24 protein-coding genes are annotated in these 23,930 nt (G+C 62.8%); 20 read left to right on the forward strand and 4 right to left on the reverse strand.

Annotated features, from left to right (window positions below; genetic code table 11):
* Positions 1-548: 548 nt before the first annotated feature.
* Positions 549-965: a helix-turn-helix domain-containing protein gene (locus GWG65_RS26105; RefSeq protein ID WP_275198417.1), complete on the reverse strand. Its 417-nt coding sequence runs from the start codon at positions 963-965 to the stop codon at positions 549-551.
* 85 nt (positions 966-1,050) lie between these two features.
* Here GWG65_RS26105 and GWG65_RS26110 point away from each other — a divergent pair, with 85 nt between their 5' ends.
* The 14 genes from GWG65_RS26110 to GWG65_RS26175 all read left to right on the forward strand — a co-directional run bounded on the left by GWG65_RS26110 (position 1,051) and on the right by GWG65_RS26175 (position 11,706).
* Positions 1,051-1,470 (forward strand): mercuric transporter MerT family protein, encoded by a 420-nt coding sequence (locus GWG65_RS26110; RefSeq protein WP_275198418.1) that lies wholly within the window; start codon positions 1,051-1,053, stop codon positions 1,468-1,470.
* A 22-nt stretch (positions 1,471-1,492) separates the two neighbouring features.
* Entirely contained in the window at positions 1,493-1,783 is a 291-nt protein-coding gene (locus tag GWG65_RS26115; protein ID WP_275198419.1) for a cation transporter, read from the forward strand.
* A gap of 245 nt (positions 1,784-2,028) precedes the next feature.
* Positions 2,029-4,296 carry a bifunctional organomercurial lyase/mercury(II) reductase MerBA gene (merBA, locus tag GWG65_RS26120; protein WP_275198420.1) on the forward strand — a complete coding sequence of 756 codons (2,268 nt, stop codon included), beginning with the start codon at positions 2,029-2,031 and terminating at the stop codon, positions 4,294-4,296.
* 214 nt (positions 4,297-4,510) lie between these two features.
* The gene (locus tag GWG65_RS26125; protein WP_275198422.1) at positions 4,511-4,858 is read left to right on the forward strand and encodes a DUF2282 domain-containing protein; all 348 of its coding nucleotides are present in this window, start codon (positions 4,511-4,513) and stop codon (positions 4,856-4,858) included.
* A gap of 66 nt (positions 4,859-4,924) precedes the next feature.
* A complete protein-coding gene (locus tag GWG65_RS26130; RefSeq protein ID WP_275198423.1) occupies positions 4,925-5,812 on the forward strand; it encodes a DUF692 domain-containing protein in 888 nt (295 codons plus the stop codon).
* Complete coding sequence (locus tag GWG65_RS26135) at positions 5,796-6,602, forward strand: DNA-binding domain-containing protein (protein WP_275198424.1); 807 nt, start codon at positions 5,796-5,798, stop codon at positions 6,600-6,602. The genes GWG65_RS26130 and GWG65_RS26135 overlap by 17 nt, the downstream gene beginning before the upstream one ends.
* Positions 6,599-7,114, forward strand: coding sequence for a DoxX family protein (locus GWG65_RS26140; RefSeq protein WP_275198425.1), 516 nt, complete (start codon positions 6,599-6,601; stop codon positions 7,112-7,114). The genes GWG65_RS26135 and GWG65_RS26140 overlap by 4 nt, the downstream gene beginning before the upstream one ends.
* A 76-nt stretch (positions 7,115-7,190) precedes the next feature.
* Positions 7,191-7,835, forward strand: coding sequence for a sigma-70 family RNA polymerase sigma factor (locus tag GWG65_RS26145; protein WP_275198426.1), 645 nt, complete (start codon positions 7,191-7,193; stop codon positions 7,833-7,835).
* Complete coding sequence (locus tag GWG65_RS26150) at positions 7,832-8,503, forward strand: DUF1109 domain-containing protein (RefSeq protein WP_275198427.1); 672 nt, start codon at positions 7,832-7,834, stop codon at positions 8,501-8,503. Before GWG65_RS26145 ends, GWG65_RS26150 begins: the two co-directional genes overlap by 4 nt.
* Positions 8,504-8,621: 118 nt before the next feature.
* Positions 8,622-9,026, forward strand: a complete 405-nt coding sequence (locus GWG65_RS26155) for a thioredoxin family protein (protein ID WP_275198429.1) — start codon at positions 8,622-8,624, stop codon at positions 9,024-9,026.
* Between the two features lie 10 nt (positions 9,027-9,036).
* On the forward strand, positions 9,037-9,759 hold the full coding sequence (locus GWG65_RS26160; RefSeq protein ID WP_275198430.1) for a cytochrome c biogenesis protein CcdA: 723 nt from the start codon (positions 9,037-9,039) through the stop codon (positions 9,757-9,759).
* Between the two features lie 31 nt (positions 9,760-9,790).
* Positions 9,791-10,345 carry a peroxiredoxin-like family protein gene (locus GWG65_RS26165; protein WP_275198431.1) on the forward strand — a complete coding sequence of 185 codons (555 nt, stop codon included), beginning with the start codon at positions 9,791-9,793 and terminating at the stop codon, positions 10,343-10,345.
* 136 nt (positions 10,346-10,481) lie between these two features.
* Positions 10,482-10,826: a hypothetical protein gene (locus GWG65_RS40480; protein WP_342760666.1), complete on the forward strand. Its 345-nt coding sequence runs from the start codon at positions 10,482-10,484 to the stop codon at positions 10,824-10,826.
* Between the two features lie 19 nt (positions 10,827-10,845).
* The gene (locus GWG65_RS26175) at positions 10,846-11,706 is read left to right on the forward strand and encodes a nodulate formation efficiency C protein (protein ID WP_275198433.1); all 861 of its coding nucleotides are present in this window, start codon (positions 10,846-10,848) and stop codon (positions 11,704-11,706) included.
* A gap of 385 nt (positions 11,707-12,091) precedes the next feature.
* Here GWG65_RS26175 and GWG65_RS26180 read toward each other — a convergent pair whose 3' ends face one another.
* The gene (locus GWG65_RS26180) at positions 12,092-12,820 is read right to left on the reverse strand and encodes a site-specific integrase (protein WP_275198434.1); all 729 of its coding nucleotides are present in this window, start codon (positions 12,818-12,820) and stop codon (positions 12,092-12,094) included.
* Positions 12,821-13,292: 472 nt separating this feature from the next.
* On the opposite strand from GWG65_RS26180, the gene GWG65_RS26185 reads away from it, so the two are divergent.
* Both GWG65_RS26185 and GWG65_RS26190 read left to right on the forward strand, forming a co-directional pair.
* Complete coding sequence (locus tag GWG65_RS26185; RefSeq protein WP_275198435.1) at positions 13,293-14,471, forward strand: ABC transporter substrate-binding protein; 1,179 nt, start codon at positions 13,293-13,295, stop codon at positions 14,469-14,471.
* 101 nt (positions 14,472-14,572) lie between these two features.
* Complete coding sequence (locus GWG65_RS26190; protein WP_275198436.1) at positions 14,573-16,111, forward strand: acyl-CoA synthetase; 1,539 nt, start codon at positions 14,573-14,575, stop codon at positions 16,109-16,111.
* 100 nt (positions 16,112-16,211) lie between these two features.
* Here GWG65_RS26190 and GWG65_RS26195 read toward each other — a convergent pair whose 3' ends face one another.
* Positions 16,212-17,468, reverse strand: coding sequence for a CoA transferase (locus GWG65_RS26195; RefSeq protein ID WP_275198437.1), 1,257 nt, complete (start codon positions 17,466-17,468; stop codon positions 16,212-16,214).
* 22 nt (positions 17,469-17,490) lie between these two features.
* Positions 17,491-19,722: an acyl-CoA dehydrogenase gene (locus tag GWG65_RS26200; protein ID WP_275198438.1), complete on the reverse strand. Its 2,232-nt coding sequence runs from the start codon at positions 19,720-19,722 to the stop codon at positions 17,491-17,493.
* Positions 19,723-19,784: 62 nt separating this feature from the next.
* Here GWG65_RS26200 and GWG65_RS26205 point away from each other — a divergent pair, with 62 nt between their 5' ends.
* The 4 genes from GWG65_RS26205 (at position 19,785) to GWG65_RS26220 (ending at position 23,837) form a co-directional block, all read left to right on the forward strand.
* Positions 19,785-20,666: a GntR family transcriptional regulator gene (locus GWG65_RS26205; RefSeq protein WP_275198439.1), complete on the forward strand. Its 882-nt coding sequence runs from the start codon at positions 19,785-19,787 to the stop codon at positions 20,664-20,666.
* Positions 20,667-20,886: 220 nt separating this feature from the next.
* Positions 20,887-21,675 (forward strand): CoA-transferase, encoded by a 789-nt coding sequence (locus GWG65_RS26210; protein WP_275198440.1) that lies wholly within the window; start codon positions 20,887-20,889, stop codon positions 21,673-21,675.
* A gap of 48 nt (positions 21,676-21,723) precedes the next feature.
* Positions 21,724-22,608 carry a CoA-transferase gene (locus tag GWG65_RS26215; RefSeq protein ID WP_275198441.1) on the forward strand — a complete coding sequence of 295 codons (885 nt, stop codon included), beginning with the start codon at positions 21,724-21,726 and terminating at the stop codon, positions 22,606-22,608.
* Positions 22,605-23,837 carry a CoA transferase gene (locus GWG65_RS26220; RefSeq protein ID WP_275198442.1) on the forward strand — a complete coding sequence of 411 codons (1,233 nt, stop codon included), beginning with the start codon at positions 22,605-22,607 and terminating at the stop codon, positions 23,835-23,837. Before GWG65_RS26215 ends, GWG65_RS26220 begins: the two co-directional genes overlap by 4 nt.
* Positions 23,838-23,930 lie beyond the last annotated feature (93 nt).

Here is a 23,930-nt window from a genome sequence, read left to right on the forward strand (position 1 = left end):
TCGCCGACGAACAGGTTGATGGCGGTGCCGGTCTTCAGGGTACTCTTCGCCGCGATGTAGGGGATCTCGCCGACCCATGGCTCGTAACCTTTTCGGGCGATCGAGCGAATAGAGAATTCGAGTAGATCGCGAGTCGGAGGTGCTGAGGCAACAAGGCCCTCTGCAGAAGAGCTATTGAGATTCCGAAGCTGCATCCAAGTGACGGTGCTTCCGTCAACGTTTCCCCCACGGGCAAGTGCTGATCCCGAACGAACCCGCCGCACGCAACTACGGCACCAATCCGTATGTCGGAGATGACGCGAGAGGGCAAAAGCCGTTCCTGTACGACAGCTTCTTGCCTGACGGCATCGGGCCGATGGAACGCGTGATCGCGGTCGAGACCAAGCCGGGTTTCCACGAAGCCTGGTCGCTGCCGCTGTTGAGACGGCGAGGCACGATCGAAGTGGCGATATCGTCCTCAAATGGGAGGCCGGACAAGCTGCACGCGGGGAGCACCAGTGTGCTGCATAGCTTATTACGACGAACCGATCGACTGCCAGGATGGCAGCTCAATCGCCGAAGAGCGTCTCGATCAGCGGACACTCAGGCAGCGTGCCATCGCCACATTGGACGACCACGTCCTTGAGGACGCGCTCCAAGCGCTTCAAATCGGCGATTTTCGCGCGGATCTCCTGGAGGTGGGTCGCTGCAACCGCAAGTGCCTCGGCGCAGGGCTGATCACGTTCGTCGACGAGACGCAGCAGCGCTCGGATCTCGTCCAGGGAGAAGCCAAGCTCGCGCGCCCTCAGCACGAAGCGAAGACGGCGCTCATGCGTCGTGTCGTAGCTGCGATAGCCGCCCGGGGTGCGCGGCGGCTCCGGCAGGAGACCGACCTTTTCGTAGTAGCGCACGGTCTCCAGATTGCTGCCGGTCCGCCGGGCCAGTTCTGCCCGCTGCATGCCCTTCACAACAGCTTGATCGCGCATCACAACGTTCCACTTGAGCCTGTAGCTACTACAGACTTCATCCTACCCCTCACGATCGATTTCGGCAAGGAAAGCGAGTGCGGACATGGTTGCATCGCAACTCCAAACTCCGGTGGTAGGCGCGGCTGATGTTCCTTCCTCCGAGCGGGGCGAGGTGGGACGGCAGCGGCTGGTCGCGGTCGGCGGCATTCTCGGTGCGCTCGCCGCCTCTTCGTGCTGCATCGTCCCGCTCATTCTGTTCAGCCTCGGCATCGGCGGCGCCTGGATCGGTAATCTGACCGCGCTCGCACCCTACAAGCCGTTCTTCGTCACCGGGACGGCAGGCCTGCTCGGCTATGGCTTCTATCTTGTCTACTGGAAGACTAGGCGCGCCTGCGCCGACGGTGCTGCCTGCGCACGTCCCATTCCCAGCCGCATCGTTCAACTCGCGCTCTGGATCGCGACGGTGATCGTCATGTCCGCCTTCGCCTTCGAGTACATCGCCCCGCTGCTGCTTCGCGCCTGAGATCAAGAGGAGACCACTTATCATGAAGACGACCTTGAGCGCGTTCGCCCTGATCGCCTCGCTGACCACCGCGCCGGCCGCATTCGCCGGTGAGCGCACGATCACCCTCGCAGTCGACAACATGACGTGCGCCTCATGTCCCTACATTGTGCGGACCTCGATGGCGGCGGTGCCCGGTGTCTCAAACGTGGCTGTCTCGTTCAAAGCCAAGACCGCAACCGTAACGTTCGACGACGCGAAGACAACCTCCGACGCCATCGCAGCCGCCAGCATGAATGCGGGTTATCCCGCGCACCTGAGAGAGGGGAGTTGAGATGAATGACCGCGCGCCGATTCGCGTCGGCGCGGCGGGTGCCATCCTCGCCACGATCTGGTGCGCGGCGCCGCTCCTCGTCGTGGGCCTGCCCTTGGCCGGTGTTGGCGCGCGGCCGGCGGGCGCGGGTCTGGCGATGCTTCCCTTGTTACTCGCGGCTCTCGGTCTCGTCGCGTGGGGCGCCATCATCGCCAGGCAACAGGCGCGGCCCATGAGACCAAGGTTCACAGGGAGAGCGTGAAGCCATGAACGATTGCTGCGCATCTTCGTCGTCCGGGACCGAGGCTGTGGCTTCCACATCCGCGACGTTGCCGAGCTACGCTGTGCGGCCAGGCGTGACGTTTCCAGACTGGTCAGTGGTCATATCGCCGGCGGTTCGGGACGCCTTGCAGGCCATGGTCGGCTCCGACCATGTGTTCGATCGCTGGAGCGGCTACGATCCCGCCACGGACCGCGTTCGCGTCGCGTTGCTCCGATTCTACACCGAGGACGGACGAGCCCCGACCCCAGAGACGCTTGCAGAGCGTGCAGGGTCGAGCGAGACAGCCATTCATCCGCTGCTCGAAGAGCTCCGCCGGCGCGACCTCGTCGTGCTCGATAATGAACGGATCGTCGGCGCCTATCCCTTCGCTGATCGGGATACAGGGCACCGGGTCACACTGGACGGGCGTATTCTCAATGCGATGTGCGCCGTTGACGCGCTCGGCGTCGGCGCCATGACCGATCGCGATATTGCGATCGCGTCGCGCTGCCGTCATTGCGGCGCGCCGATCCGGATCAATACGCGGGATCGAGGGCGGACGCTCGCCCAGATCGAGCCGGCAACGGCCGTCATGTGGCAAAGCGTTCGCTATCAAGGCGCGTGCGCCGCCAACTCACTGTGCGCGACGACCGCCTTCTTCTGTTCGGACGACCATCTTTCCGCCTGGCGCCGCGAGTGTGCCGCAGACGAGCCCGGATTTCGGCTGTCGATCGAGGAAGGGCTCGAGGCCGGTCGGGCGCTCTTCGGACCGAGCCTTGCTGGCCTCGATACGGCCTCACGACTGTCGGTCGGCTCGGCATCGAAGATCGGCTCATCAGCGGACCGCCCGTTCCGCGCGAGCGGTCCCAATGGCGGAGGCGCCTACGACCTCATTGTCATCGGCGCCGGCTCGGCGGGTTTCTCGGCTTCGATCGCGGCGGCCGAGCAAGGCGCGCAGGTGGCGCTCATCGGCAGCGGCACGATCGGCGGTACCTGCGTCAATATCGGTTGCGTTCCGTCAAAGACTTTGATCCGCGCTGCGGAATCGCTCCACAACGCGCGCGTGGCAGCACGCTTCGCGGGCATCTCGGCCGGGGCCGCAGTAACCGATTGGCGGGCAACCGTCCGTCAGAAGGATGCGCTGGTCATGCAGCTCCGCCAGGCCAAGTACATCAACCTGCTGCGGGCCTACAACGGCATCGGCTACCGCGAGGGCCCAGCGCGCCTTGTGGACGGCGGCGTCGAAGCGGATGGCGCGCGCATTCCCGCCGGCAAGATCATCATTGCGACCGGCGCGCGGCCAGCGGTGCCCGCCATCCCCGGTATCGCGACCGTCCCGTATCTGACGAGCACGACGGCGCTTGACCTCGAAGAACTGCCGCGGTCGCTGCTCGTCATCGGTGGTGGCTATATCGGAGCAGAGCTTGCCCAGATGTTCGCCCGGGCCGGCGTCAAGGTGACGCTCGTGTGCCGGACCCGCCTGCTCCCGGAGGCCGAGCCCGAGATCGGTGAGGCGCTGACGGGATATTTCGATGGCGAAGGCATTACCGTGATCTCCGGCATCGCCTATTGTGCGATCCGCAAAACCGAAACCGGCATTGCGCTTGACGTTGCACGCGACGGCTGTGACACGACGATAGAGGCCGATCAGGTGCTGATTAGCACCGGGCGTGCGCCCAACATCGAAGGCCTTGGGCTTGCCGAGCACGGCATCGCGCTTTCGCCGAAAGGCGGCATCGTCGTCGACGACCGCATGCGTACGACACGAGCCGGCGTCTATGCTGCCGGCGACGTCACCGGCCGCGACCAGTTCGTCTACATGGCCGCCCACGGCGCCAAGCTCGCCGCCAAGAACGCTCTCAATGGCGACAGCCTGCGTTACGACAATAGCGCCATGCCGGCCGTCGTGTTTACCGACCCGCAGGTGGCGAGCGTCGGGCTCACGGAGGCTGCGGCGCGTCATGCCGGATATCCCGTTCAGGTCTCGACGATCGGTCTCGACCAGGTGCCGCGCGCGTTGGCCGCCCGCGACACCCGCGGGCTCATCAAGCTCGTGGCCGACGCAGACACCGGACGGTTGCTTGGCGCGCATATCCTGGCGCCGGAAGGTGCCGACAGCATCCAGACCGCCGCACTGGCGATCCGGCAGGGACTTACAATCGCAGACCTTACGGAAACGATCTTTCCCTATCTCACCACCGTCGAGGGGTTGAAGCTGGCGGCGTTGTCGTTCGGCAAGGACGTCGCAAAGCTGTCTTGCTGCGCCGGTTGAGCTGGCACTCTGGCGGCGCGAAGCCGAGCGTAAGCTTCGTTATGGGGTGCGGGCTCCAGATTGGCTCGCCATTCTGGAGATCGCCGCCGGAACCCGATTTGCCGAGGCGTAACCTTTCCGCTCGTTGGGGCGAATTTGCTGTCAGGTGGGCTGATCGGCCCGCCTCAGGGGCGACTGCGTCAGTCGCACAGCTAACCCGCAATCGGAGGAACAAATGTCCAATCGCATGCTATCCGCACTGGTCGCCGGCGCCTTCACCGCGGCCATTGGAACGCTCGCCGCAACGTCGGCCACGGCCCAGATGAGCAAGGGCGACATGGAAAAAATGATGAAGGAAAACCAAGCAAAGACGATGAAGGCGCTGGAAGGCGGCAAGATGGAGAAGTGCTACGGCGTAGCGCTGAAGGGCCAGAACGACTGCTATGCGGGAGCAGGCACCAGCTGCGCCGGGACCAGCACGGCCGACTATCAGGGCAACGCGTTCAAACTCGAGGCCAAGGGCACCTGCACGACCATGCAGACGCCAAAAGGGCCGGGAAGCCTGACCGCGAAGAAGGCTTGATTACGGATTGAATCGGGCAGGCCGCGCAAGCAGCCTGCCCGCATCTCACGTCGGTGGGAGGCCGCAGTGTCGCTTTCATCCTCTTTCGCAAACCATCGCATTCCGCCGCGTGGGGGCGTCGGCCTCAAGGCCGAGCACTACCGCACGATCATCGAGACCCGGCCCGACATAGGCTTCTTCGAGGTTCATGCGGAAAACCACATGGGGGCGGGCGGCCCGCCGCATCGCTATTTGTCTGCCATTCGGGAACACTATCCGCTGTCACTCCACGGCGTCGGATTGTCGATCGGCGCCGATCGGCCGCTCGATCTCGATCATCTTCAGCGCCTCAAGCAACTCATCGAACGTTACGAACCGGGCCTATTCTCCGAACATCTGGCCTGGTCATCCCATGACACCGGGTTTCTGAACGATTTGCTGCCGGTGCCATACACCACGGAGACGCTCGCGCGCGTCTCGGAGCACATCGATCAGATACAGGAATTTCTTGGCCGGCCAATGCTGCTGGAGAATCCGTCAACCTATCTTACTTTCACCGAAAGCACTTATTCGGAGATCGACTTCATTGCTGAAGTGGTGCAACGCACCAGGTGTGGGCTCCTTCTCGACGTCAATAACGTCTACGTCGCGTCGACCAATCAGAATTGGGATCCGATCGCCTATATCGACGCCTACCCGCTGGCCCATGTCCAGGAGATTCACCTGGCCGGTCATACGAGGGAAGCCGACGAAAAGGGGCGGCCGCTTCTGATTGACACCCATAATCGCCCGGTCGACGAAATCGTCTGGAATCTCTTCGCGCATACCCTCGCGCGGATCGGCCCGATTCCCACACTCATCGAGTGGGACGCCGACTTGCCAACCTGGATGACGCTGCAACAGGAAGCGCTACGCGCCGAAGCAATCATGCTCGTCCCTCAAGCGGAGCCCAAGCGTCATGCAGCCGCTCTCTGAGAGGCAACGAAGCTTTGCTGCGGCGATTCTGGATGCCGCGCTGCCAGTGCCGCAAGGTCTTGTCGGTCCGGACGGAGAATCAAGCCCAAAGCGGTTTGCCGTCTACAGAAACAATGTCGTGGTCGGCCTGACGGAAACTCTGAAGGACGCCTTCCCGGCGGTGCACCGCATCGTCGGGACAGAATTCTTCCAAGCCATGGCGCGTACCTATGTCGTGATCGAACCGCCGCCATCGCCGATCCTTTTGGACTATGGAGCTGGCTTCCCGGATTTCATCAGACATTTCGAACCAGCTGCGAGCCTGCCTTACCTGGCGGATGTCGCACGCATCGAGCGAGCCTGGACGGAGGCCTACCACTCGCCCGAGGCGGCGCCGCTCGACCCCAGAGCGTTCAAGGCTGTCGAGCCCGAGCAGCTTCCCGGGATCCGTCTCCTGCTGCACCCATCCGTCCGTGTCGTCCGGTCGCAATTTCCAGCGCTCACGATCTGGCGGATGAATGTCGGGGACGGCGTCCCGGCGCCGGTCGACCTCGCCGCGGGCGGCGAGGATGTGCTCATCGCGCGCCCTGAGGCCGACGTTGAAGTCCGGTCTATTCCCGGGGGTGGTCTGGAGTTTATTCGAGCGCTGGCCGTGGGCACGACGGTCCTTGCCGCGTTGAAGGCGGCGATTGCGGTTGATCCCGGCTTCGACCTGTCGGCCAATCTTTCGGGGCTCATGCAGGCGGGCGCCCTGGTCGGTTACACCTTCGCCCAGGAAGAGATATCATCGAGATCGGCGAGGCGATCATGACCGCGGTCAAAACGTTTGTGAACGTGACCAACGTGGAACGCGCCATACAGGATATTGCCGGGTGGCTCGGCCGGGTGGCCCTGATCGTGGCGCCGCCGCTTCTCCGTCTGGCGCTGGCCGTGCCCTTCTTCAAATCCGGGCTGACCAAGTGGGACGGCTTCCTGTCGCTGTCGCCGGCCGCGGTCTTCCTGTTCGAGGACGAGTTCAAGCTGCACATCTTCGGCCAAGCCTACGAGTTCCCTTTGCCCACGGCAGTCGCATTCCTCGACGGAGTTGCCGAGATCGTTCTCCCCGTGCTGCTGGTCATTGGATTGGCGACCCGCTTCAGCGCGCTCGGGCTTTTGATCATGACGGGCGTCATACAGCTCGTCGTCCCGGAGGGCTGGGCGAATTTCCATCTGCCATGGGCGGCGCTCGCGGTCGCCACGATCGCCCTCGGCCCAGGCACGCTGTCGCTCGACCATCTGATCGACATGCGACGTCGCCCTCGAATCGCGCAAGGAGGCACGTAATGCCTGCTCGCTTCGAGCGGCGTGGCGATACCGACATGCACGTTCTTGCCGGGCTGCAATGCGGAGTCTGTTGCCGATGACCCAGAACCCGCGCAGCCCCCCGCCGTCGCTGAAGCTCGTCGAGAGTGACAGCAGCGGCGGCGCATGCGGCGCAAATCGTGCGGAACCGATCATCCGAGACGTTGATTGGAGCATTCTCATGGCCCGCGCCCAGGATGGCGACGGAGCCGCCTATCACCGGCTTTTGCAGGACATCGTGCCCTACCTGCGTTCGCTCGCGGCGCGGCGGCACCGTGATCCAAGCGACGTGGAAGACGCGGTCCAGGACGTTCTTCTGACCATTCATTCCATCCGGCAGACCTACGACCCGGCTCGGCCGTTCGGGCCGTGGCTGGTCACGATCGCCAACCGGCGATTCATCGATCGGCTGCGCCGGCAGGGCCGCGTCCGGGCCCAAGAGACGCTTTTGACCACCGAACATGAAACCTTTTGCGAGGCCCGAGCGAACCTGGAAGAGAGCACCAATCGGCACGAGCTCGAGGGAGCCATCGACAATCTTCCTCCCAGGCAACGGCAGGCCATCCGGTTGCTCAAACTCAAGGAGATGTCATTGAAGGAGGCCGCGGTGGCGAGCGGGATGTCCATCACATCTCTCAAGGTCAACACACACCGCGCCCTGAAGAGCCTGCGTAAAATGCTGGTCGATCGGAGCGAACCGTGATCAAGACACCGGACCTCATCGCGTCACTTGCCGCGAATGTAACGCCGGTACGGCGGCTGCGGCCGCCCGGGATGCGGGCAGCTTGCTGGCTTGTGCTCGCGGCTGCGATACTGACGCTGCTGGCAATCAGCCAAGGGCTTCGCCCCGATTTGGCACAGCGACTGCAGGACCCTGTCTTTGCCATCAGCATGGCGGCCTCGCTGCTCACCGGCGTGCTGGCGGCAAACGCTGCGTTTCTATTAAGTCTCCCGGACCGGTCGCGCCTTTGGCTGCTTGTGCCCATGCCAGCTCTCGTCCTCTGGCTGTCGAACATCGGCTATCAATGCTTGGTTCAATGGATCGACATCGGACCCAACGGCGTTAGCTTCGGAGAGGCCGCGCGTTGCTTTGCAACGCTCGTGCTCACCAGTCTGCCTTTGTCGCTCGCGATGCTCGTCATGTTGCGCTACGCGGCTCCGCTCCGTCCAACGGCCGTTACCTTGATGGGTAGTCTGGCTGTGGCTGCGATTACAGCGACGGCGCTGTCGCTGTTTCACACCATCGATGCCACGGTGATGATCCTGATGTGGAATCTCGGAACGGCGGTCCTGTTCGTCAGTTTGGCGGGCGTGTTCGGCCGAACAATGTTCCGATGGGTCGCGCCACGGACGTTCGATGCCAGAGACTGAAGCCCCGAAGGGCGCAGGAGTGCACTTCGTGGGCAAAAGGATCCAGTGCGAGTCAGATAAAGCAACGTGTCGCTGATCGGCGCACGACCACTTACGCAGCCTGCAGCAGGAGAAAATGATGCAAAGACGACTGTTCCTCATTTTAGCGCTCGGCGGGTCCTTGGTTTCCTGGTTGATGGTGTCCGCGGCGAGTGCGGCGGAACGCAAGGTATTTGACGCTGCAAGCTTCGAGGCGGCGCAGCAACGCGGTGCGCGTATTCTCGTTGATATTTCGGCGACGTGGTGCCCGACCTGCAAAGCGCAGAAGCCGATCATCGATTCGCTCGCCCAGCAGCCAGCGAACAAGGATCTCGTGATTTTCTCGGTCGATTTCGACAGCCAGAAGCCGATCGTCCGACAGCTCCGCGCGCAGAGTCAAAGCACCTTGATCGCGTACCGGGGCAAGACCGAGACGGCTCGCTCGGTCGGCGATACCGACCCGGGCTCGATCGCGGCCCTCGTCCAGTCCACCTCAGGCAAATGAGGACAGCGTAATGGCAAATGGTGCCAGTTTACTCGCGCTCTTGGCTGGCGTCCTGTCGACGCTGTCGCCCTGCGTCCTGCCGTTGTTGCCGCTTGTGCTCGGCGCCGCCGTCTCCGAGCACCGCCTGGGGCCGGCAGCGCTGGCCGCGGGCCTCGCCGTTTCATTCGTCGCCGTCGGACTGTTCGTCGCAACGATCGGATTCTCGATCGGAATGGATGCGGGCATCTTCCGCGGCGTTGCCGCGCTGCTCTTGCTGGCGGTCGGCCTCGTCCTCATGGTCCCGCGGCTACAGGTTCGACTGGCGGTCGCAGGGGGGTCAGTGAGCGGCTGGACCGACAGTCGCCTTGGCGGTGCTGCAACAACCGGACTGAAAGGCCAATTCGCGGTTGGACTGTTGCTCGGCGCCGTCTGGAGCCCTTGTGTCGGTCCGACGCTTGGCGCGGCTTCGGTCCTGGCAGCTCAGGGCAAGAACCTCGGAGAAGTCGCAATCGTCATGGTCGCGTTCGGCGTGGGCGCGGCGCTGCCTCTGCTTCTCTTGGGCCTCGTTTCCCGGGAGGCGATGTTGCGATGGAAAGACAAGCTGCAGCGAGCAGGCCAGGGCGGGGTGACTGTCCTTGGTGTCCTGTTGTTCGCTGTGGGGTTTTTGATCCTGACCGGGCTCGACAGGGAACTCGAAGCGTTGCTGGTCGACATCTCTCCGATGTGGCTCACTCGGCTCACGACGCGATTCTGATCCAGGAGAAAGACGAAAGAGGATGACCGACATGACAGATCTCGTGACACTGTTTCCGCGACAACCCGTTCCGCCGCTCGATGTCGGACTGGCTAACGGCGGAACCTTCGATATCGCAGCGGAGAAGCCCGTAAGCTTCACGCTCATCGTGTTCTATCGCGGCCTTCACTGCCCCATTTGCAAGACCCAGCTCCGAGAGCTCGAGTCCAAGCTCGGCGAATTCGACAAGCGCGGCGTTGCGGTGGTGGCCGTATCCTCCGACTCGAGGGAGCGCGCGGAGCAGACCAGGCAGGCCTGGGGATTGACGCGGCTGCGTCTCGGCTATGGTCTCGACCTCGCTTCGGCGCGCCGCTGGGGATTGTTCATCTCGACGGGGCGTGGAATGACATCGACGGGCGTCGAAGAGCCCGCGCGTTTCTCTGAGCCGGCGCTCTATCTGATCCGACCGGACGGCACGCTGTACTTTGGCAGCGTGCAAACCATGCCATTTGCGCGCCCACACTTCTCCGACATTCTTGCCGCAATCGACTATGTCCTGAAGAATAATTACCCGGCGCGCGGCGAAGTGACAGAGTTGCCTGCTTAGCCGGCTGGCGTCGCGGTTCCCTTCAGTCCCATTTGAGCGTTCTGAAATCGAAGCTGCTTTCGATCGTCGGCTTGATGATGCGAAAGTAGGGCGATACGTCGAAATCGCGCGGAACGAACAGAGAGTGGTGACGGATATGCATGATCTCGTCGACGCAACCAGGACAATCTTCGGTCGCTGCCGCGCGATACTCGACCGCGGGAAGGACCGGATATTGTACGGCCTGAAAGGCTTCCGCGATCAACGTCGAGCAGATCGCGCGGGTCGGATCGCCGCTCCCGAACGCGATGCCAGAATGCGCGCCTTTGCGCTTAACGAAGCTTTCGCTGTTCGGCTTGTCAGCTTTTGGAAATTCGATCCAATGTCGGCCAGCACCGCGCTACTCGCGGTCTCAAACACTTTGCACCGCTACGGCGGCGAGAGGGCCGCAGCGAAAAGCAAACTGGAAAAGGTTCTCCGGTTTCGAACTGATGCGAGTTAGTTCGCATTGTGGGGGCAAGATGACGATGAAAACGATGGGAAGGCGTCCGCTTTGGTTCGGGCTCGCTCTAGCGCTGACCGGCTTTGGCGCGCCAGCCATTACGAGCCGCGAAGTCCGTGCAGACAACAACGCCCTTATTGACATGATCAAGTCAACTTGGCGAGCGCAGGACGGCGAGACGGCAGAGCAAATATTCGCCAAGGCCTCGAAGGTGGCCCACTTCGTTCCGAGGGGATGGGAGGTCGGTCAAAAGACAGACACGGGCGAACCAGTTTTCTTTTCGTGGGCCAAACGCCGCGAAGATAAGGCGGACGACGAATACACTATCGGTTGGGATGTTGCATCGGACGGCAAAATGACGCTAGGGCCGCCGTACGCGAAGCCGATGGAATTAGGCTGGCAAGCGTTCGCGCTGTCGCTCATTGCTGACGAAGCAACAAACGACGAAAAGGGCGTGAACCTTCGCTTTCTGCATGATCCCGCTAACTTCAACTTCGTGACGACTGCGCAAGGCAAGCTGGGCGATCTTCTGCGGCGCGGCCGTTGCACAATCGGTGATCCGGTCGGAGTGGATTACTTGCCGAAGATAGACGAGAAGCAGACCGCGAAAGGCGACCTGTGGCGCGTTCAGCTTTCGGTCGACTGCAAGATTCCGGGGCCTACCTATTTCACCCGTGACGGAATCATCATTTTCGAGAAACGCGAAGGGCAAGATTGGGAGCCGCAATCGTTCTTTGCGAAGCGCATCGCGACGTATGCTCCCGGCTCTTGGTTTGATCGCGCAGACCCGAAAGAACAGGAAGTGTTCGAGGCGGGCCGAAAAGCCTACGAGCGCGCAGGCATTCCGACGCGCGGGGTGCAATCGCCTTTTCCTAGGTAGTAGACGGTTTCACCGATATTCAAGCGGTAGCTTCGCGACGGCTCGACGGAGCATGATTTCGATGCACCGAACGCAGATAGACTCGCCGTTCCCGGCCGGTGGGTCAATGACGGTCAATTCTTCTGGCGCGAACTCTTCGTTGCAGTGATCGCAGTGGACGCTTTCGTACATGCTGGCATTGCCTAGGCGGGTGGGAGCGTGAACGACAGGCTGGGTGCTACACACCCATTTAGTACCCGGCTGGGCGGGCCAACCTGTCAGGCTCTTTCGGACAGTGTGTGCGCGCACCGTCGTGCGAGGGAGCCTGTGTGCTTGCGTGCCCGAACAGTTTGACAGCTTCATGGCGCGCAAGCTGTCATATTCAAGCTTCGGCTGTTCCCGGCTTTCACTCCAAGATGGGCAGTAGTGCAGGCTCAATTGCTGACACGGCTTCGTGCTTCTCTTCGAACATATGCCAACGGGCATAGATGCCGGTTACGCCCTTGTCGTTGTGATTCAATAGGGCCTTCACGTAATCGACCGGCAGCCGCGCCGCCTGCACGATTGTCGCGGCTGTTCTCCGCAGGTCGTGGGGCGTGAAGGCGGCCAGCTCGCCGTCTTCCGCCTGGTCCATGCCTTCCTCTTCGTCGTCCCCCAAGAGGCGGCGGACGGCCTGGCTCATGGAGTGACGCGCGAGCGTCTCGACGCTTTCAAAGCGGCTCGCGAACACCGGCCTGTCCTTCGTGTCCTCACCTTCGGGCTTGCCCGCCTCTAAGGCCGCCTCAATCAATCGGACCGCAGTCGGGGAGAGCGGGACGGTATGTTCAGCCTTTTTGTTCTTCGTCCTCACTGCCGGAATGATCCAATGCGGCTTGGCGCATTCGAGGTCGTGAAGCTCGGAACGCATCATGCCCGCGACTTCGCCCGGGCGCTGGGCTTTCAGCAAAACGACTTTCAGCGCCAAGCGCGTCGCGTCCGTGATGCCCGCCTTTTCGTCATCGAGGACGCCAAAGAAGGCTTTCAGTTCGTCGAGGGTTAGAACGCGGTCCTTCTCGATTTCCTTGCCGCCAACCTTCTTCATGCCGTGCAGGAAATTTTCCGTCAGAATCTCCCGGTCGTTCGCATATCCCCACATGGTGCGGATAACGGACTGGGTCCGGTTCGCCGACGACGGCGAGGCCTTGGCGATCTCTTCTAGGAACTCCCTGATCTCACCGCGTGTAATCGATCCGACAGCGCGCTTGCAGAACTTCGCCTTGGGGCGCTTCAGGTAACCTTCGTCATTTTTCCAACTGCTCTTGCGGGGCCTGCCGGTGCGCGGGTCGATAGCCTTTATATGGGCTAGGTATTGGTCGCACAGCTCGCCGAAGGTGACGAGGGGAGGCCTGCAGCGGAGAACCTCGGCGCGATAACAATTGTGGGTTCCGCCTGCCCAAAGGCCGGGAATATGCCGGTTGCGCTCGACGTCTTCTCCCCTTTTCGTCCGGCGGAGGCTGGCAAAAGGCCTGGCCGAATGTTCGGCCGAATGGGCTTGCGGTCATCATGGCCACCGTGTATCAATGGTACAACCAATAAGTGGGAGGCAGCTGCTCATGGCAAGGCGAGTCGTGGCCGCGGGACTGGGCTTATTCCTGTGGAGCGGGCTGGCGGTTGGCGAGCCGTTGAAGATCGGTGTCTTGACCGACATGTCCGGAGTCATCGCCGATACGGTCGGTCGCGGCTCGGTCGTTGCCGCGGAACTGGCGGTCAGCGACGCCGGCAGCACCGTCCTTGGCCGACCGATTGAGATCGTCTCGGCCGACCACCAACTGAAGCCGGACGTTGGCCTGACCATCGCCCGACGGTGGTTCGACGAGGAGCATGTTGAGGCCATTGCCGACATACCCGTGTCCACCATCGCGCTCGGAATCCAAAATCTCGCCCATACAAAGGGAAAGATCGCCCTGATCTCGGGTGCCGGGACCTTCGATCTCTACGGCAAGTCGTGCTCGCCGACGGGATTCGTGTGGACCTTCGACACCAGCGTGCTTCCGCGCGCCCCCGTTCTGAGCGCAGCGGAATCCGGCGTGAAGAAGTGGTTCGTGGTCGGCCCCGACTATTCTTTCGGACACCAGATGGAGCGGGCGGTCGCGGACATGGTGAAGGAGACCGGTGGACAACTGGTCGGCACGCGGCGCGCGGCGATCGGGACGTCGGATTATGCCTCGCTCCTTCTGGCCGCGCAGGAAGCGCGACCGGACGCGATTGCCTCGTCCTTTGCCGGCCACGACGGGGTGCTTCTCATCGAGAACGCCGTCGAATTCGGCCTGCTGCAGAACGGGATGCGCATCGCGAGCCTGATGTTGTTCGAGTCCGACGTGCACAGCCTGGGGCTGGATCGCATGAAAGGCATCTATACGACGACAGCGTTCTACTGGGATACGGACGACAACACCCGCAGGTTTGCAAAGCGGTTCAGTGACAAAATGGGACGACCGCCTTCCGCCCTGCAGGCGGGAGTCTATAGCTCGGTCACGCACTACCTGAAGGCCGTCAAGGCGGCGGGCTCGACATCCGGACCTGAGGTAGCAAAGAAGATGCACGAACTGCCGATTTCGGACCTCACGACGTCTTCGGCCAGGATTCGGGCCGATGGCCGCGTCCTGCGGGACATGTTCCTGGTTCAGGTCAAATCGCCGGAGGAATCGAATGCCCCGTGGGACTATTTCAAGATCGTCCGGCGTATGAAAGCCGAAGAGTTGATGTCGGAGGCTGCAAATCCAGACTGCAAGCTGACAATGCAGTAGCCGCTCGTTTGCAGAATGATCATCGGGCAGCCGGCCGCGAAAACTCAATCGCTTCACCAGAAGCGATCCCACGCCCCAGGCAGAACATAGTTAGAGGAATGATGACTTCGCCACTGATTTTTCTCGATGGAACGGCGCGCGCGCGCGAAGAGGTGCTGATCCACGCCGCTCGTGCGGCCAGCGGGCTGCATGCTTCTGGGGTCTCCGAAGGGGATACTATTGCGCTTCTGCTGCGCAACGACTTCGTCTTTGTCGAGGCGACTCAGGCGGCCTCCCTGATCGGCGCCTATTGCGTGCCGATCAATTGGCACGGTCGGGCGCAGGAAATCGCTTACATTCTCAAGGACGCGAAGCCCAAGGTCCTGGTGGCTCATGCCGATCTGCTCGCGGCCGTCCGCGACGAGCTCAAGGAGACCTTGGACGGCATTCTCGTGCTGAGCGTACCGACGCCGCCCGAGCTCGTTCGGCAGTTCGGCGTTCCACCAGGTGCCGAGAAGCCGAGTGTATCGGACCGCAGTGGGCCGGTTTGGCTGGCGGAATTCCAGCCCTGGAGCAGCGCTCCGCCGCGCAGCCGCGCTACGCTGATCTACACGTCGGGCACGACGGGACACCCGAAAGGCGTGAAGCGCGAACCTGCGACGGCCGAGCAGGCCAAGGCCTATGGGGAGCTGATGCGGGCGGTCTACGGCATAGCACCCGGCGTGCGCGTGTTGATCGGCGGTCCGCTCTACCACGCATCTCCGAACGCCTGTTTGCGTCAGGCCATCGTGCAGGCCGATATCATCGCGTTCCAATCCAAGTTCGAGCCGGAAGAAACGCTGGCGCTCATCGAGCGGGAAAGGATCACGCATGCGGTCATGGTTCCCACCATGTTTGTCCGCCTGATGCGTCTGCCGGAGGAGACCCGCCGCCGATACGATGTGAGCTCGCTGCGCTGGGTGATCCACACGGGCGCGCCCTGTGCGCCGGAGATCAAGCAGGCGCTGATGGATTGGTGGGGGCCGGTCATTTACGAGACCTACGGCGGGACGGAGGTTGGAGCCGTCATGCTGAGCACGCCGGAAGATTGGCTGGCTCACCCTGGCAGCGTCGGGCGGCTCACGCCGGGCGCCCGGATTGCGCTCTACGGCGACGATGGCAAGCCGGTTGCGCCGGGCGAGGTGGGCGAGATCTACGTTCGTCAGGACTCGCTGGCGGACTTCGTCTACCTCAACGACGCCGCGAAGCGAAAATCAGTCGAGCGGGACGGGCTGATCAGCGTCGGCGACGTCGGCTATCTCAAGAACGACCGGCTGTATCTGTGCGATCGGCGGTCGGACATGGTGATCTCGGCCGGGGTCAACATCTATCCTGCCGAGATTGAATCGGCTTTGATTCAATGTCCCGGCGTCCGCGACTGTGCCGTGTTCGGCATTCCCGACGATGAGTTCGGCGAGTCCCTGGCTGCCGCAATCGAGCTCGAACCGGGTTGTGAACTCACGACGGAGCAGGTGCGCGCCTATCTCGCCGAACGTATCGCCAAATACAAGGTGCCGCGGCGGATCGATTTCCATGCAGCGCTTCCGCGCGAGGAAAGTGGAAAGATATTCAAGCGCCGGCTCAAGGAACCCTTCTGGAAGGACACGGGCCGGCGCATCTGACGGCTATCTTTCCGCAGCACGCTGCGGCCGCATCGCTTCTCGGATATTGGTGTTCCTGCTTGGCTGTGACCGGAAGCCATTGCGCATCGGCGAGAGCGGGTCAGCTTGACGATCCGAACGCGCCCGCCGTTCTCAGTTCAGCAATGCGCTCGGGCCCATAACCGAGAACGTGCTCCAGCACCTCGGTCGTGTGCTGCCCGAGAGTCGGGGCGGCGACCGGGTCGAGAACAGGCGTTTCACTGAAGCGCAATGGGGATCCGATGTTTGGTATCTCGCCTGCTGTCGGATGCGGAATGGACGACGCGAGCGCACGCTCGGCCATTTCAAAGGAGCTGAAAGCATCTTCGATCGTTCTGACGACGCCGGCCGGGACGCCTGCGGCCTGCATCTTGGCGGCCCATCGTTCGCTGGAGTCGCCCGCAAGAATCCGTTCGATGATGGCGGTCAACTCGTCGCGACGCGCCATCCGGTCGCGGTTGTTCACGAAACGAGGATCCTCGGCCAGCTCAGGCCGTTCCAGCACGTTGATGACAAGGCGACGGAAAGTTCGATCATTTGCGCAGGTTATGTAGAGCGGGCCGTCTGCCGTCTGGAAGGTGCCGGTCGGAGTGCTATCGGCGCTGCGGTTACCGGCGCGGGTCGGATTGCGACCCGTCGCGAGATAATTCATCGCGTGAAAGCCGAGCATCAACGCGGCGGTATCGAACAACGCTGTCTCGACACGCTGCCCGAGTCCAGTGCTCTGGCGTGCGGTCAACGCGCCGAGCACGCCGATGGCCGCCGTCATGCCGGTGGAGATGTCCATGATCGCGGGGCCGGTGCGGACACCTGGCTGGTCCGGGAAACCGTTCATCGACATGAAACCGGTCTCCGCCTGGATCACCGGATCGAAGCCCAGACGATCGGCCATTGCGCCGTCGCGGCCATAGGCCGAGACGCTGCAGTAGATCAGGCGAGGGTTGAGCTTATGCATCGCATCGTAGCCGAGGCCGAACCGCTCCATCACCCCGCGCGAGAAATTCTCCACCAGGATGTCGGCTGACGCGACGAGTTCAGTTGCGATTGTTTGCGCAGCTTCGTTCGTAAGATCGAGCGCAATGCCCTTCTTGTTACGATTGACCCAGAGGAACGGCACGCCTTCACCGCCGAGGTGGGGTTGGAAACGGCGAAAATCGTCCCCGTTCGCCGCGTTCTCGATCTTGATCACGTCGGCGCCCATATCCGCAAGGAAGAGCGTGCACATGGGTCCCGCAATGAAGTGCGAAAAGTCGATGACACGCAACCCCTGAAGCGGGGAGGGCGCGCCAGGCGCTCTCGGGCGCGGCGGCGGAAGCTGGGGACGGCCTGTCGCGGTCAAATGTCACCTCCGGGGCAAACAGCTATCGCGGCAGTCCGAGCCCGCGTTGGGCAATCAGGCTGCGCTGGATTTCATTGGTGCCAATGCTGATAACCCACATCAGGGAATGTCGGAGCATCTGTTCAATGCGCCCGCGCAAGACTGCGCCCGGGCTGTGTTCGCTGAGCAGCGCCTCCGGCCCCAGCAGGTCCAGCGCAGTCTCGCCGAAACGCTCCATCAGCTCGCCGGAATAGACCTTACTGACGGCAGCCTCGTCCGGCGGCGTCTCGCCCTTGTCGACCTGCTCGGCGCAATAGACCATCATGCGCCGGCCGGCTTCGATTTCTGCCGCGAGCGTGCCGATCCTGGCGCGCACGAGCGGATCCTGCCGCATTGGGCTGCCGCGGCGCTCGGCGGTCCGGATATGCTCGCACAGCAGTTCGAACATGTGGGCGACCTTCAAGACGATGCCGCCGCCGATGAAGCCGCGTTCGGTCGCCAGTGCCCCAGTCAGGACCTTCCAGCCTTCGCCCTCGGCACCGATCCGATTTTCGGCAGGTACCCGCACGTCGTCATAGAAGATGTTGGCGAAGGTGCCGCCATACATCGTCTCTGACGGGCGGATCGTGATCCCGGGCGTCATCATCGGAACGATGAACATGGTGATGCCTGCATGAGGCGGTGTCGCGTTCGGATCGGTACGGGTCGCGAGCAGCATGTACTCGCCCCAATAGGTCGTGGTCCAGATCTTCTGTCCATTGATCACATAGTGGTCGCCGTCGCGGACCGCGCGGGTCTTCAGCGACGCTAGGTCGGAGCCGGCCTGGGGTTCGCTGTAGCCCATGCCGTAGATGGCTTCCCCCCGCAGGATTTCCGGCAGGTAGCGCTGCTGCTGCTCCGGCGTGCCGTAGACCTGGAGCATGGCCGCCTGCACGGGCGCGCCGGCACGCGGGGCTTCGGCGTGCTCCATCTCCTCCATGAAGGCAAGCTGCTCGAAGGCGCCACGCTCCTGTCCGCCGAACCGCTTCGGCCAGTTGAGTCCGATCCAGCCGGTCTGGCCGAGCGCCCTGGCGAATTCACGGTCATATTCCCGTTCGCGAAAGGAGAGTTGCTCGTGGCGCGCGCGGCGCTCGCCTGACCAATACCCGTCGAGCCAAGTGCGAACCTCGTCGCGGAAGGCATTTCCGGACGCCCCCAAATCGTATTCGGGAAACGCACCGCTGTCGTGATCGAGAAAATGGCTCGCGAGTTGCTCGACCGGCGGGCGTTGGCCGCCATGGCGAAGCATGCTGAAATGGACCTGCCTGAAGTGCCGCGGGGCCTCATGCTCCTCGCTGTAGCCGATCGCGCCGAAGGCGTGCTGGGTCTCGAGCGATACCTGGCGAAGAGAACCAGCCGCGGTAGCCTGGGCTGAGGCTGCGAACCAGTGCCATTGCCCGGCTTCCAGGTCATATTGAGCGGCGGCATTTGCAATCGTGAGCTGAACCGCGCGCAAGGCGATGTGGCAGTTCGCGAGCTTGTGCTGGATGGCCTGGAAGCGCCCGATGGGTTGCCCGAACTGCCGACGTTCGCCCGCATAGGCAACGGCCTGCTCGAATGCGCGCCGGGCTGCACCGAGCGCCCGCGCGGTCTCACCCAGCGCCGCGACTGTGAGCAGGTCCCGGACCTCGGCATCCGTGAACGGCACCAGGACGATCGGAACTGCATCGATCCGAACCCGCCACCAACCAGCCTTTCCCATCATCGGGGCCGGCTCAGCGGCAACCCCGTCGCTGGTCTCGACGATGGCCAGCGCCGGGCCGGGTACGAATACGGCCAGATGCGTAACGATGTCCGCGGATTCGACGAAGCCCAACTCCGCAATCAGGCGGTCCGATTCCATTTTCGCCCAGCCTGCGGCTCCGTCATGGTCGAAGCCTCCGAAAGACAGGGCGACCACCGCGTCACCGCTATGGAGGTCATCTACAAGCGACCTTAAGACACCGGCATCGCCACGGGCTCGAAGCTGCATGAGGTTGATCAAGGCTGCATCCGCGAGCGGTGCACGGCAGGCGGCGCGGCCGGCCTCTTCATGGACCAGCACGATCTCGCGCAAGCCCCCTTCGGCAGGAGACGCAGCAATCTGGGTCAAGCCCTGAGCGGCCAGTTGCTTCCAGAGCCGTGGGGTCACCTGAGCGGCCTTTTCCGACTGGTCCTCAAAGAATCCCCGGACAGCTTCTTGCAGGATCTGGCGATCCTCGTCCGACGGCAACTCTCGCAGCATTCTGGTGGCCATTCCCTTCAGTTTGGTCCTACCATTCTACTTTTGTAAGAAGTCCGGGTCAACGCCAACGCGCTATGGCGAGAATCGTCAGCTTCGCCTATATGTCGTTGCAGCTTCGAACCATCCGGGTGGATATGAGCCCTTCACAATTGCCGGCCAAATCCAAGACAGAGGCTGCGCCGATAGCGCAGTTCCAACGAATTAGATCGTCCCGCGCGTTCGACGAGATTGCCGCTCAGATCCGAACGGAGCTTTCCTCCGGCAGGCTTGCGGTCGGCAACCGTCTGCCATCCGAGCGGGCGCTGTCGGAGCAATTTGGCGTCTCTCGCAATACCCTTCGTGAGGCCTTGCGCTCGCTCGAGCATGCCGGTCTGATCCGCCTGCAGAAGGGCGCCCGCGGGGGCGCTTTCATCAGCCAGCACAGCGATGAGGCTATCGCGACCGGGCTGATGGACATGTACCACGTCGGTACCATCCAGCCCGCACAATTGACCGAGGCCCGCATCTGGCTCGAATCGGTCGTGGTCCGGGAAGCTTGCCGGCGCGCAACGGCAGCAGACATCGACATGCTGAACCGCAATATCGACGAAGCGCAGGAAGCCCGGCGCCGGGGCGACTTCGCGGGCCGCGCAGAGAGGCACATCGAATTCCACAGAATGCTCGCGCGGCTCACCGACAATCCGATCATGGTCATCGTCATGAACGGGGTGCTCGATGTGCTCACTCATTTCGTGCAGCGGATCGGCGAGTATGACAACAGCTTCGTGTTGCCATCGCGCCGCCGCTTCATGGAACACTTCGCTGCTGGCGAGGCCGACGCTGCCGTGGCCGAGATGGAAGCCTGCCTGAAGCGGCTGCAACGAAGCTATATGTCGCGAATTCAGGCCGCGGAAGGTGTGTCGGCTACCAAAGCCGCCCCACGCGGCCGCCGCTCTCCCCCGGCTGCCCAGCGTTAAATCCACTCACTGCGCCAACTCGGCCCATTGTCTTTCGAGCAGCCTGCACGCGTCCACTCCGGATGGAACGCGGACACCCGCGGCTGGCCGACCACCACTCACGTCCGAATTGCCCCGACACGAATCCGCTCGGTCTCGTCTCCGCCGGCCGTGGGTCCGTTGACATGGCATCCGACCCTCGCTAATGTGGCAATGGTTCAACCAATAGGTTCGCGGACAAATGGCTGCAAATCCTTCCCTCGGAGAGACGCTGGCGGTGTTGCTGGCGCGCGATATCGCCGATGGCGAGAAGGTCATCATCGGAACCAATTCCGACATCCAGCTTGCGGCCTGCAATCTCGCACGCCGCCAGCAGGCGCCGCGTTTGTGGTGGATCTCCGGTCCCGGCGGAATGGTCAATCCGACGCGCGATCATCTGCTGTCGACGGCCGACTACGAGAACGTCGAGTCCGCGGAGTCCTGGATGGATCTGCCGGTCATGATCGACTTCATCGATTGGAAGGTCCACTTCTTCGATTTTGCCATCCTGTCGGCACTGCAGGTCGACCGTTTCGGCAACATCAACACGGTGGTGGTCGGTGATCAGCGTAAGCCGCGCGTGCGTGGGCCGGGAACCGTCGGCATCAGCGCGCTTTGCGGCCTCGCCAAGCGGTTCTACGTGTGCCTGACCCGTCACGACCGCAGCGCGTTCGTGCCGCGGGTCGATTTCCTGTGCGGACCCGGTCACATGGAAGGCGGTGACTCCCGCGAGCGCATGGGATTGCCCCCTGGCGGTCCCAAATTGGTGCTGTCACCGCTGGGGATTTTCGATTTCGTGCCCGACAGCAAGGCCATGCGCGTGAAGTCGATCAGCCCAGGCGTGACGCTCGAGCAGATCCGCGACTCCACGGCCTTCGACATCGTCGTTGAGGGCGCGCCCCCGGTGACGACCATGCCCACCGATCAGGAGCTCGAGCTGCTGCGCAAACATGTCGATCGGCGTGGCGATCTGCGGCGCAAGTTTCCCTGATCACGTGGCGGATCTCCTCCAATCAGACCGACAGGCAAGCTGAAGTCTATGACAAAGAGCAAGATCGTTTCCGTCGATGAGGCCGTAGCTGAGATCCCGGACGGAGCCAAAGTCGCCCTTGGCGGTTGGATATTCAATTCGCAGCCGATGGCGCTCGTGCGCGGGTTGATCCGTAAAGGTGCTCGCGACCTGCACCTGATCCCTGCGCCGGGCTCGATCGCGCCGGACATGCTGATCGGTGCGGGTTGTGCCGCCTCCACCGTCTGCGTCTTCATCAGCTTCGAGCAGTTCGGTCTGGCGCCGCATTTCCGTCGTCAGTCGGAGAACGGCACGCTCAAGGTCTACGATCTGGACGGTCCTGCTATTGCGGGCGGATTGCGGGCCGGAATTTGCGACCTACCTTACATGCCGGTGCCCGACCTCGGCACCGATCTGCCGAAGTTCGCGCCGGAGCATTATTGGCCGCTGCCATCCAAGCCCGGCGAGCGCAAGATGCTCGCTGTCGCGGCCGTCAAGCCGGATGTCTGCCTGCTGCACGCCCAGCAGGCCGACGAGCATGGCAACGTCCAGCATTTGGGGCCGCCCTTCTTCGACGCGATGATCGCCCAGGCGTCCCGGCGGGTGATCGTCTCGGTCGATCGCATCGTGTCGACCGACACGATCAGACGCAGCAATCATCTGACCAAGCTGCCGAGCGCGATGGTCGATGCGATCGTCGAGGCGCCGTTCGGCGCGCATCCGACCACTTCACCCTCGCTCTACCGTTCCGACGAAGCTCATCTGAAGGAGTATGTTAAGAGCAGCGCCAGTGCCGAGACGTTCAGCGGCTATCTGGACCGGTATGTTCGAAGCGCCTCGTCCAGCGCTTATCTAGACGCGATTGGCGGCAGCCGGCTGGCGGCGCTCGCGGTCTCCGAAACCAATCTGAAATGAGCATCGATATGCCAACCGGATTGGACCGGCCGGGAATCCTCGACGGAATTCGCGTCCTCGACTTCACCGCCATGATGTCCGGCCCGTATTGCACGCGGCTGATGGCGGACCTGGGCGCCGAGGTGATCAAGGTGGAGCCCCCGGAGGGCGATCACATCCGGTTGCGTCCGCCGCTGCGGGATGGGCGAAGCGCTTACTTCGCGCAGCTCAATGCCGGCAAGAGCAGCATCGCCCTGGATCTCAAGCAGCCTGCGGCTCGCAAGCTGATCTATGAATTGGTGCTCCAGTGCGATGTGCTGGTGGAGAATTACCGCCCCGGCGTGATGCAGCGGCTCGCGCTGGACTACGAAACCCTTGCGAAGCTCAATCCCAAGCTCGTGTACTGCTCGATCTCGGGCTTCGGCCAGGAGGGATCCTGGTCCGGACGGAGCGCCTATGCGCCGGTGTTGCACGCAACGTCGGGCTACGACATGACGAACCTCGACTATCAGGAGGGCAATGCCGAGCGTCCGCTGAAGAACGGAATCTTTATCGCTGATGTTCTCGGTGGCTCGACGGCATTCGGAGCCATTCAAGCCGCGCTGTTTCGGACGCTCAAGACCGGGCAGGGCGACTATGTCGACGTATCCCTGCTCGACGCCATGGTCGGCATGCTGGTCTACGAGTGTCAGGAAGCGCAATTCCCGGCCGAGCGCCGCCGGCCGCTCTATCGACCCACACAGGCCAGCGACGGGTTCCTGCTCGTCGCTCCCGTGAGCCAGAACAACTTCGAGGCTTTGGCGCGCGGCGTCGGCCATCCGGAATGGATCAGCGATTCGCGCTTCGCAACCAGCAGCGCCCGCGAGCATCACTGGTCCGAATTGATGAACCTCCTCGACGACTGGGCGGCATCGCGAACGGCCGCGGAATGCGAGGCGATCCTCACCAGAGCCGGTGTGCCATGTTCTCAATACCGGACCATCCGCGAGACCATGGCGCTGCCGCCCATCCAGGAGCGGGGCGTATTTGAGGAGATCAATGACGGGGCCGGGCCGTTACGTATCCCCAATCCCGCGTTCCGGTTCGCGCACAGCGCGGCCAATGTCCGGAACAAGGTGCCTGCGCTCGGCGAGGATGGGCCAAGGCTGTTGCAGAGCCTCTTGGGGCTGAGTCCGCAGGCGATTGCGGCGCTGCGCGAGAGCAAAGTTCTACGGGGCGCGGAAGAGAGGACCGTCGCGGTGGCCAAGTAGCCGCTATGGGTCATCAGGAATGTCGAAGTCGTCGATCGCCTGCCGCTGGGCTTCCTTCCTGAACCCTTTGAGCACGGCGACATGAAGGAGGGG

The organism is Bradyrhizobium sp. CSA207 (assembly GCF_029051685.1).
GTDB lineage: Bacteria > Pseudomonadota > Alphaproteobacteria > Rhizobiales > Xanthobacteraceae > Bradyrhizobium.

Excerpts from the sequence above, each read along its gene's own strand:
- GWG65_RS26105 (WP_275198417.1), bottom strand. The coding sequence starts at position 965 with ATGCGCGATCAAGCTGTTGTGAAGGGCATGCAGCGGGCAGAACTGGCC.
- GWG65_RS26110 (WP_275198418.1), top strand. The coding sequence starts at position 1,051 with ATGGTTGCATCGCAACTCCAAACTCCGGTGGTAGGCGCGGCTGATGTT.
- GWG65_RS26115 (WP_275198419.1), top strand. The coding sequence starts at position 1,493 with ATGAAGACGACCTTGAGCGCGTTCGCCCTGATCGCCTCGCTGACCACC.
- merBA (WP_275198420.1), top strand. The coding sequence starts at position 2,029 with ATGAACGATTGCTGCGCATCTTCGTCGTCCGGGACCGAGGCTGTGGCT.
- GWG65_RS26125 (WP_275198422.1), top strand. The coding sequence starts at position 4,511 with ATGTCCAATCGCATGCTATCCGCACTGGTCGCCGGCGCCTTCACCGCG.
- GWG65_RS26135 (WP_275198424.1), top strand. The coding sequence starts at position 5,796 with ATGCAGCCGCTCTCTGAGAGGCAACGAAGCTTTGCTGCGGCGATTCTG.
- GWG65_RS26140 (WP_275198425.1), top strand. The coding sequence starts at position 6,599 with ATGACCGCGGTCAAAACGTTTGTGAACGTGACCAACGTGGAACGCGCC.
- GWG65_RS26145 (WP_275198426.1), top strand. The coding sequence starts at position 7,191 with ATGACCCAGAACCCGCGCAGCCCCCCGCCGTCGCTGAAGCTCGTCGAG.
- GWG65_RS26155 (WP_275198429.1), top strand. The coding sequence starts at position 8,622 with ATGCAAAGACGACTGTTCCTCATTTTAGCGCTCGGCGGGTCCTTGGTT.
- GWG65_RS26160 (WP_275198430.1), top strand. The coding sequence starts at position 9,037 with ATGGCAAATGGTGCCAGTTTACTCGCGCTCTTGGCTGGCGTCCTGTCG.
- GWG65_RS26165 (WP_275198431.1), top strand. The coding sequence starts at position 9,791 with ATGACAGATCTCGTGACACTGTTTCCGCGACAACCCGTTCCGCCGCTC.
- GWG65_RS40480 (WP_342760666.1), top strand. The coding sequence starts at position 10,482 with ATGCATGATCTCGTCGACGCAACCAGGACAATCTTCGGTCGCTGCCGC.
- GWG65_RS26175 (WP_275198433.1), top strand. The coding sequence starts at position 10,846 with ATGACGATGAAAACGATGGGAAGGCGTCCGCTTTGGTTCGGGCTCGCT.
- GWG65_RS26180 (WP_275198434.1), bottom strand. The coding sequence starts at position 12,820 with ATGTGGGGATATGCGAACGACCGGGAGATTCTGACGGAAAATTTCCTG.
- GWG65_RS26190 (WP_275198436.1), top strand. The coding sequence starts at position 14,573 with ATGACTTCGCCACTGATTTTTCTCGATGGAACGGCGCGCGCGCGCGAA.
- GWG65_RS26200 (WP_275198438.1), bottom strand. The coding sequence starts at position 19,722 with ATGGCCACCAGAATGCTGCGAGAGTTGCCGTCGGACGAGGATCGCCAG.
- GWG65_RS26205 (WP_275198439.1), top strand. The coding sequence starts at position 19,785 with ATGGCGAGAATCGTCAGCTTCGCCTATATGTCGTTGCAGCTTCGAACC.
- GWG65_RS26210 (WP_275198440.1), top strand. The coding sequence starts at position 20,887 with ATGGCTGCAAATCCTTCCCTCGGAGAGACGCTGGCGGTGTTGCTGGCG.
- GWG65_RS26215 (WP_275198441.1), top strand. The coding sequence starts at position 21,724 with ATGACAAAGAGCAAGATCGTTTCCGTCGATGAGGCCGTAGCTGAGATC.
- GWG65_RS26220 (WP_275198442.1), top strand. The coding sequence starts at position 22,605 with ATGAGCATCGATATGCCAACCGGATTGGACCGGCCGGGAATCCTCGAC.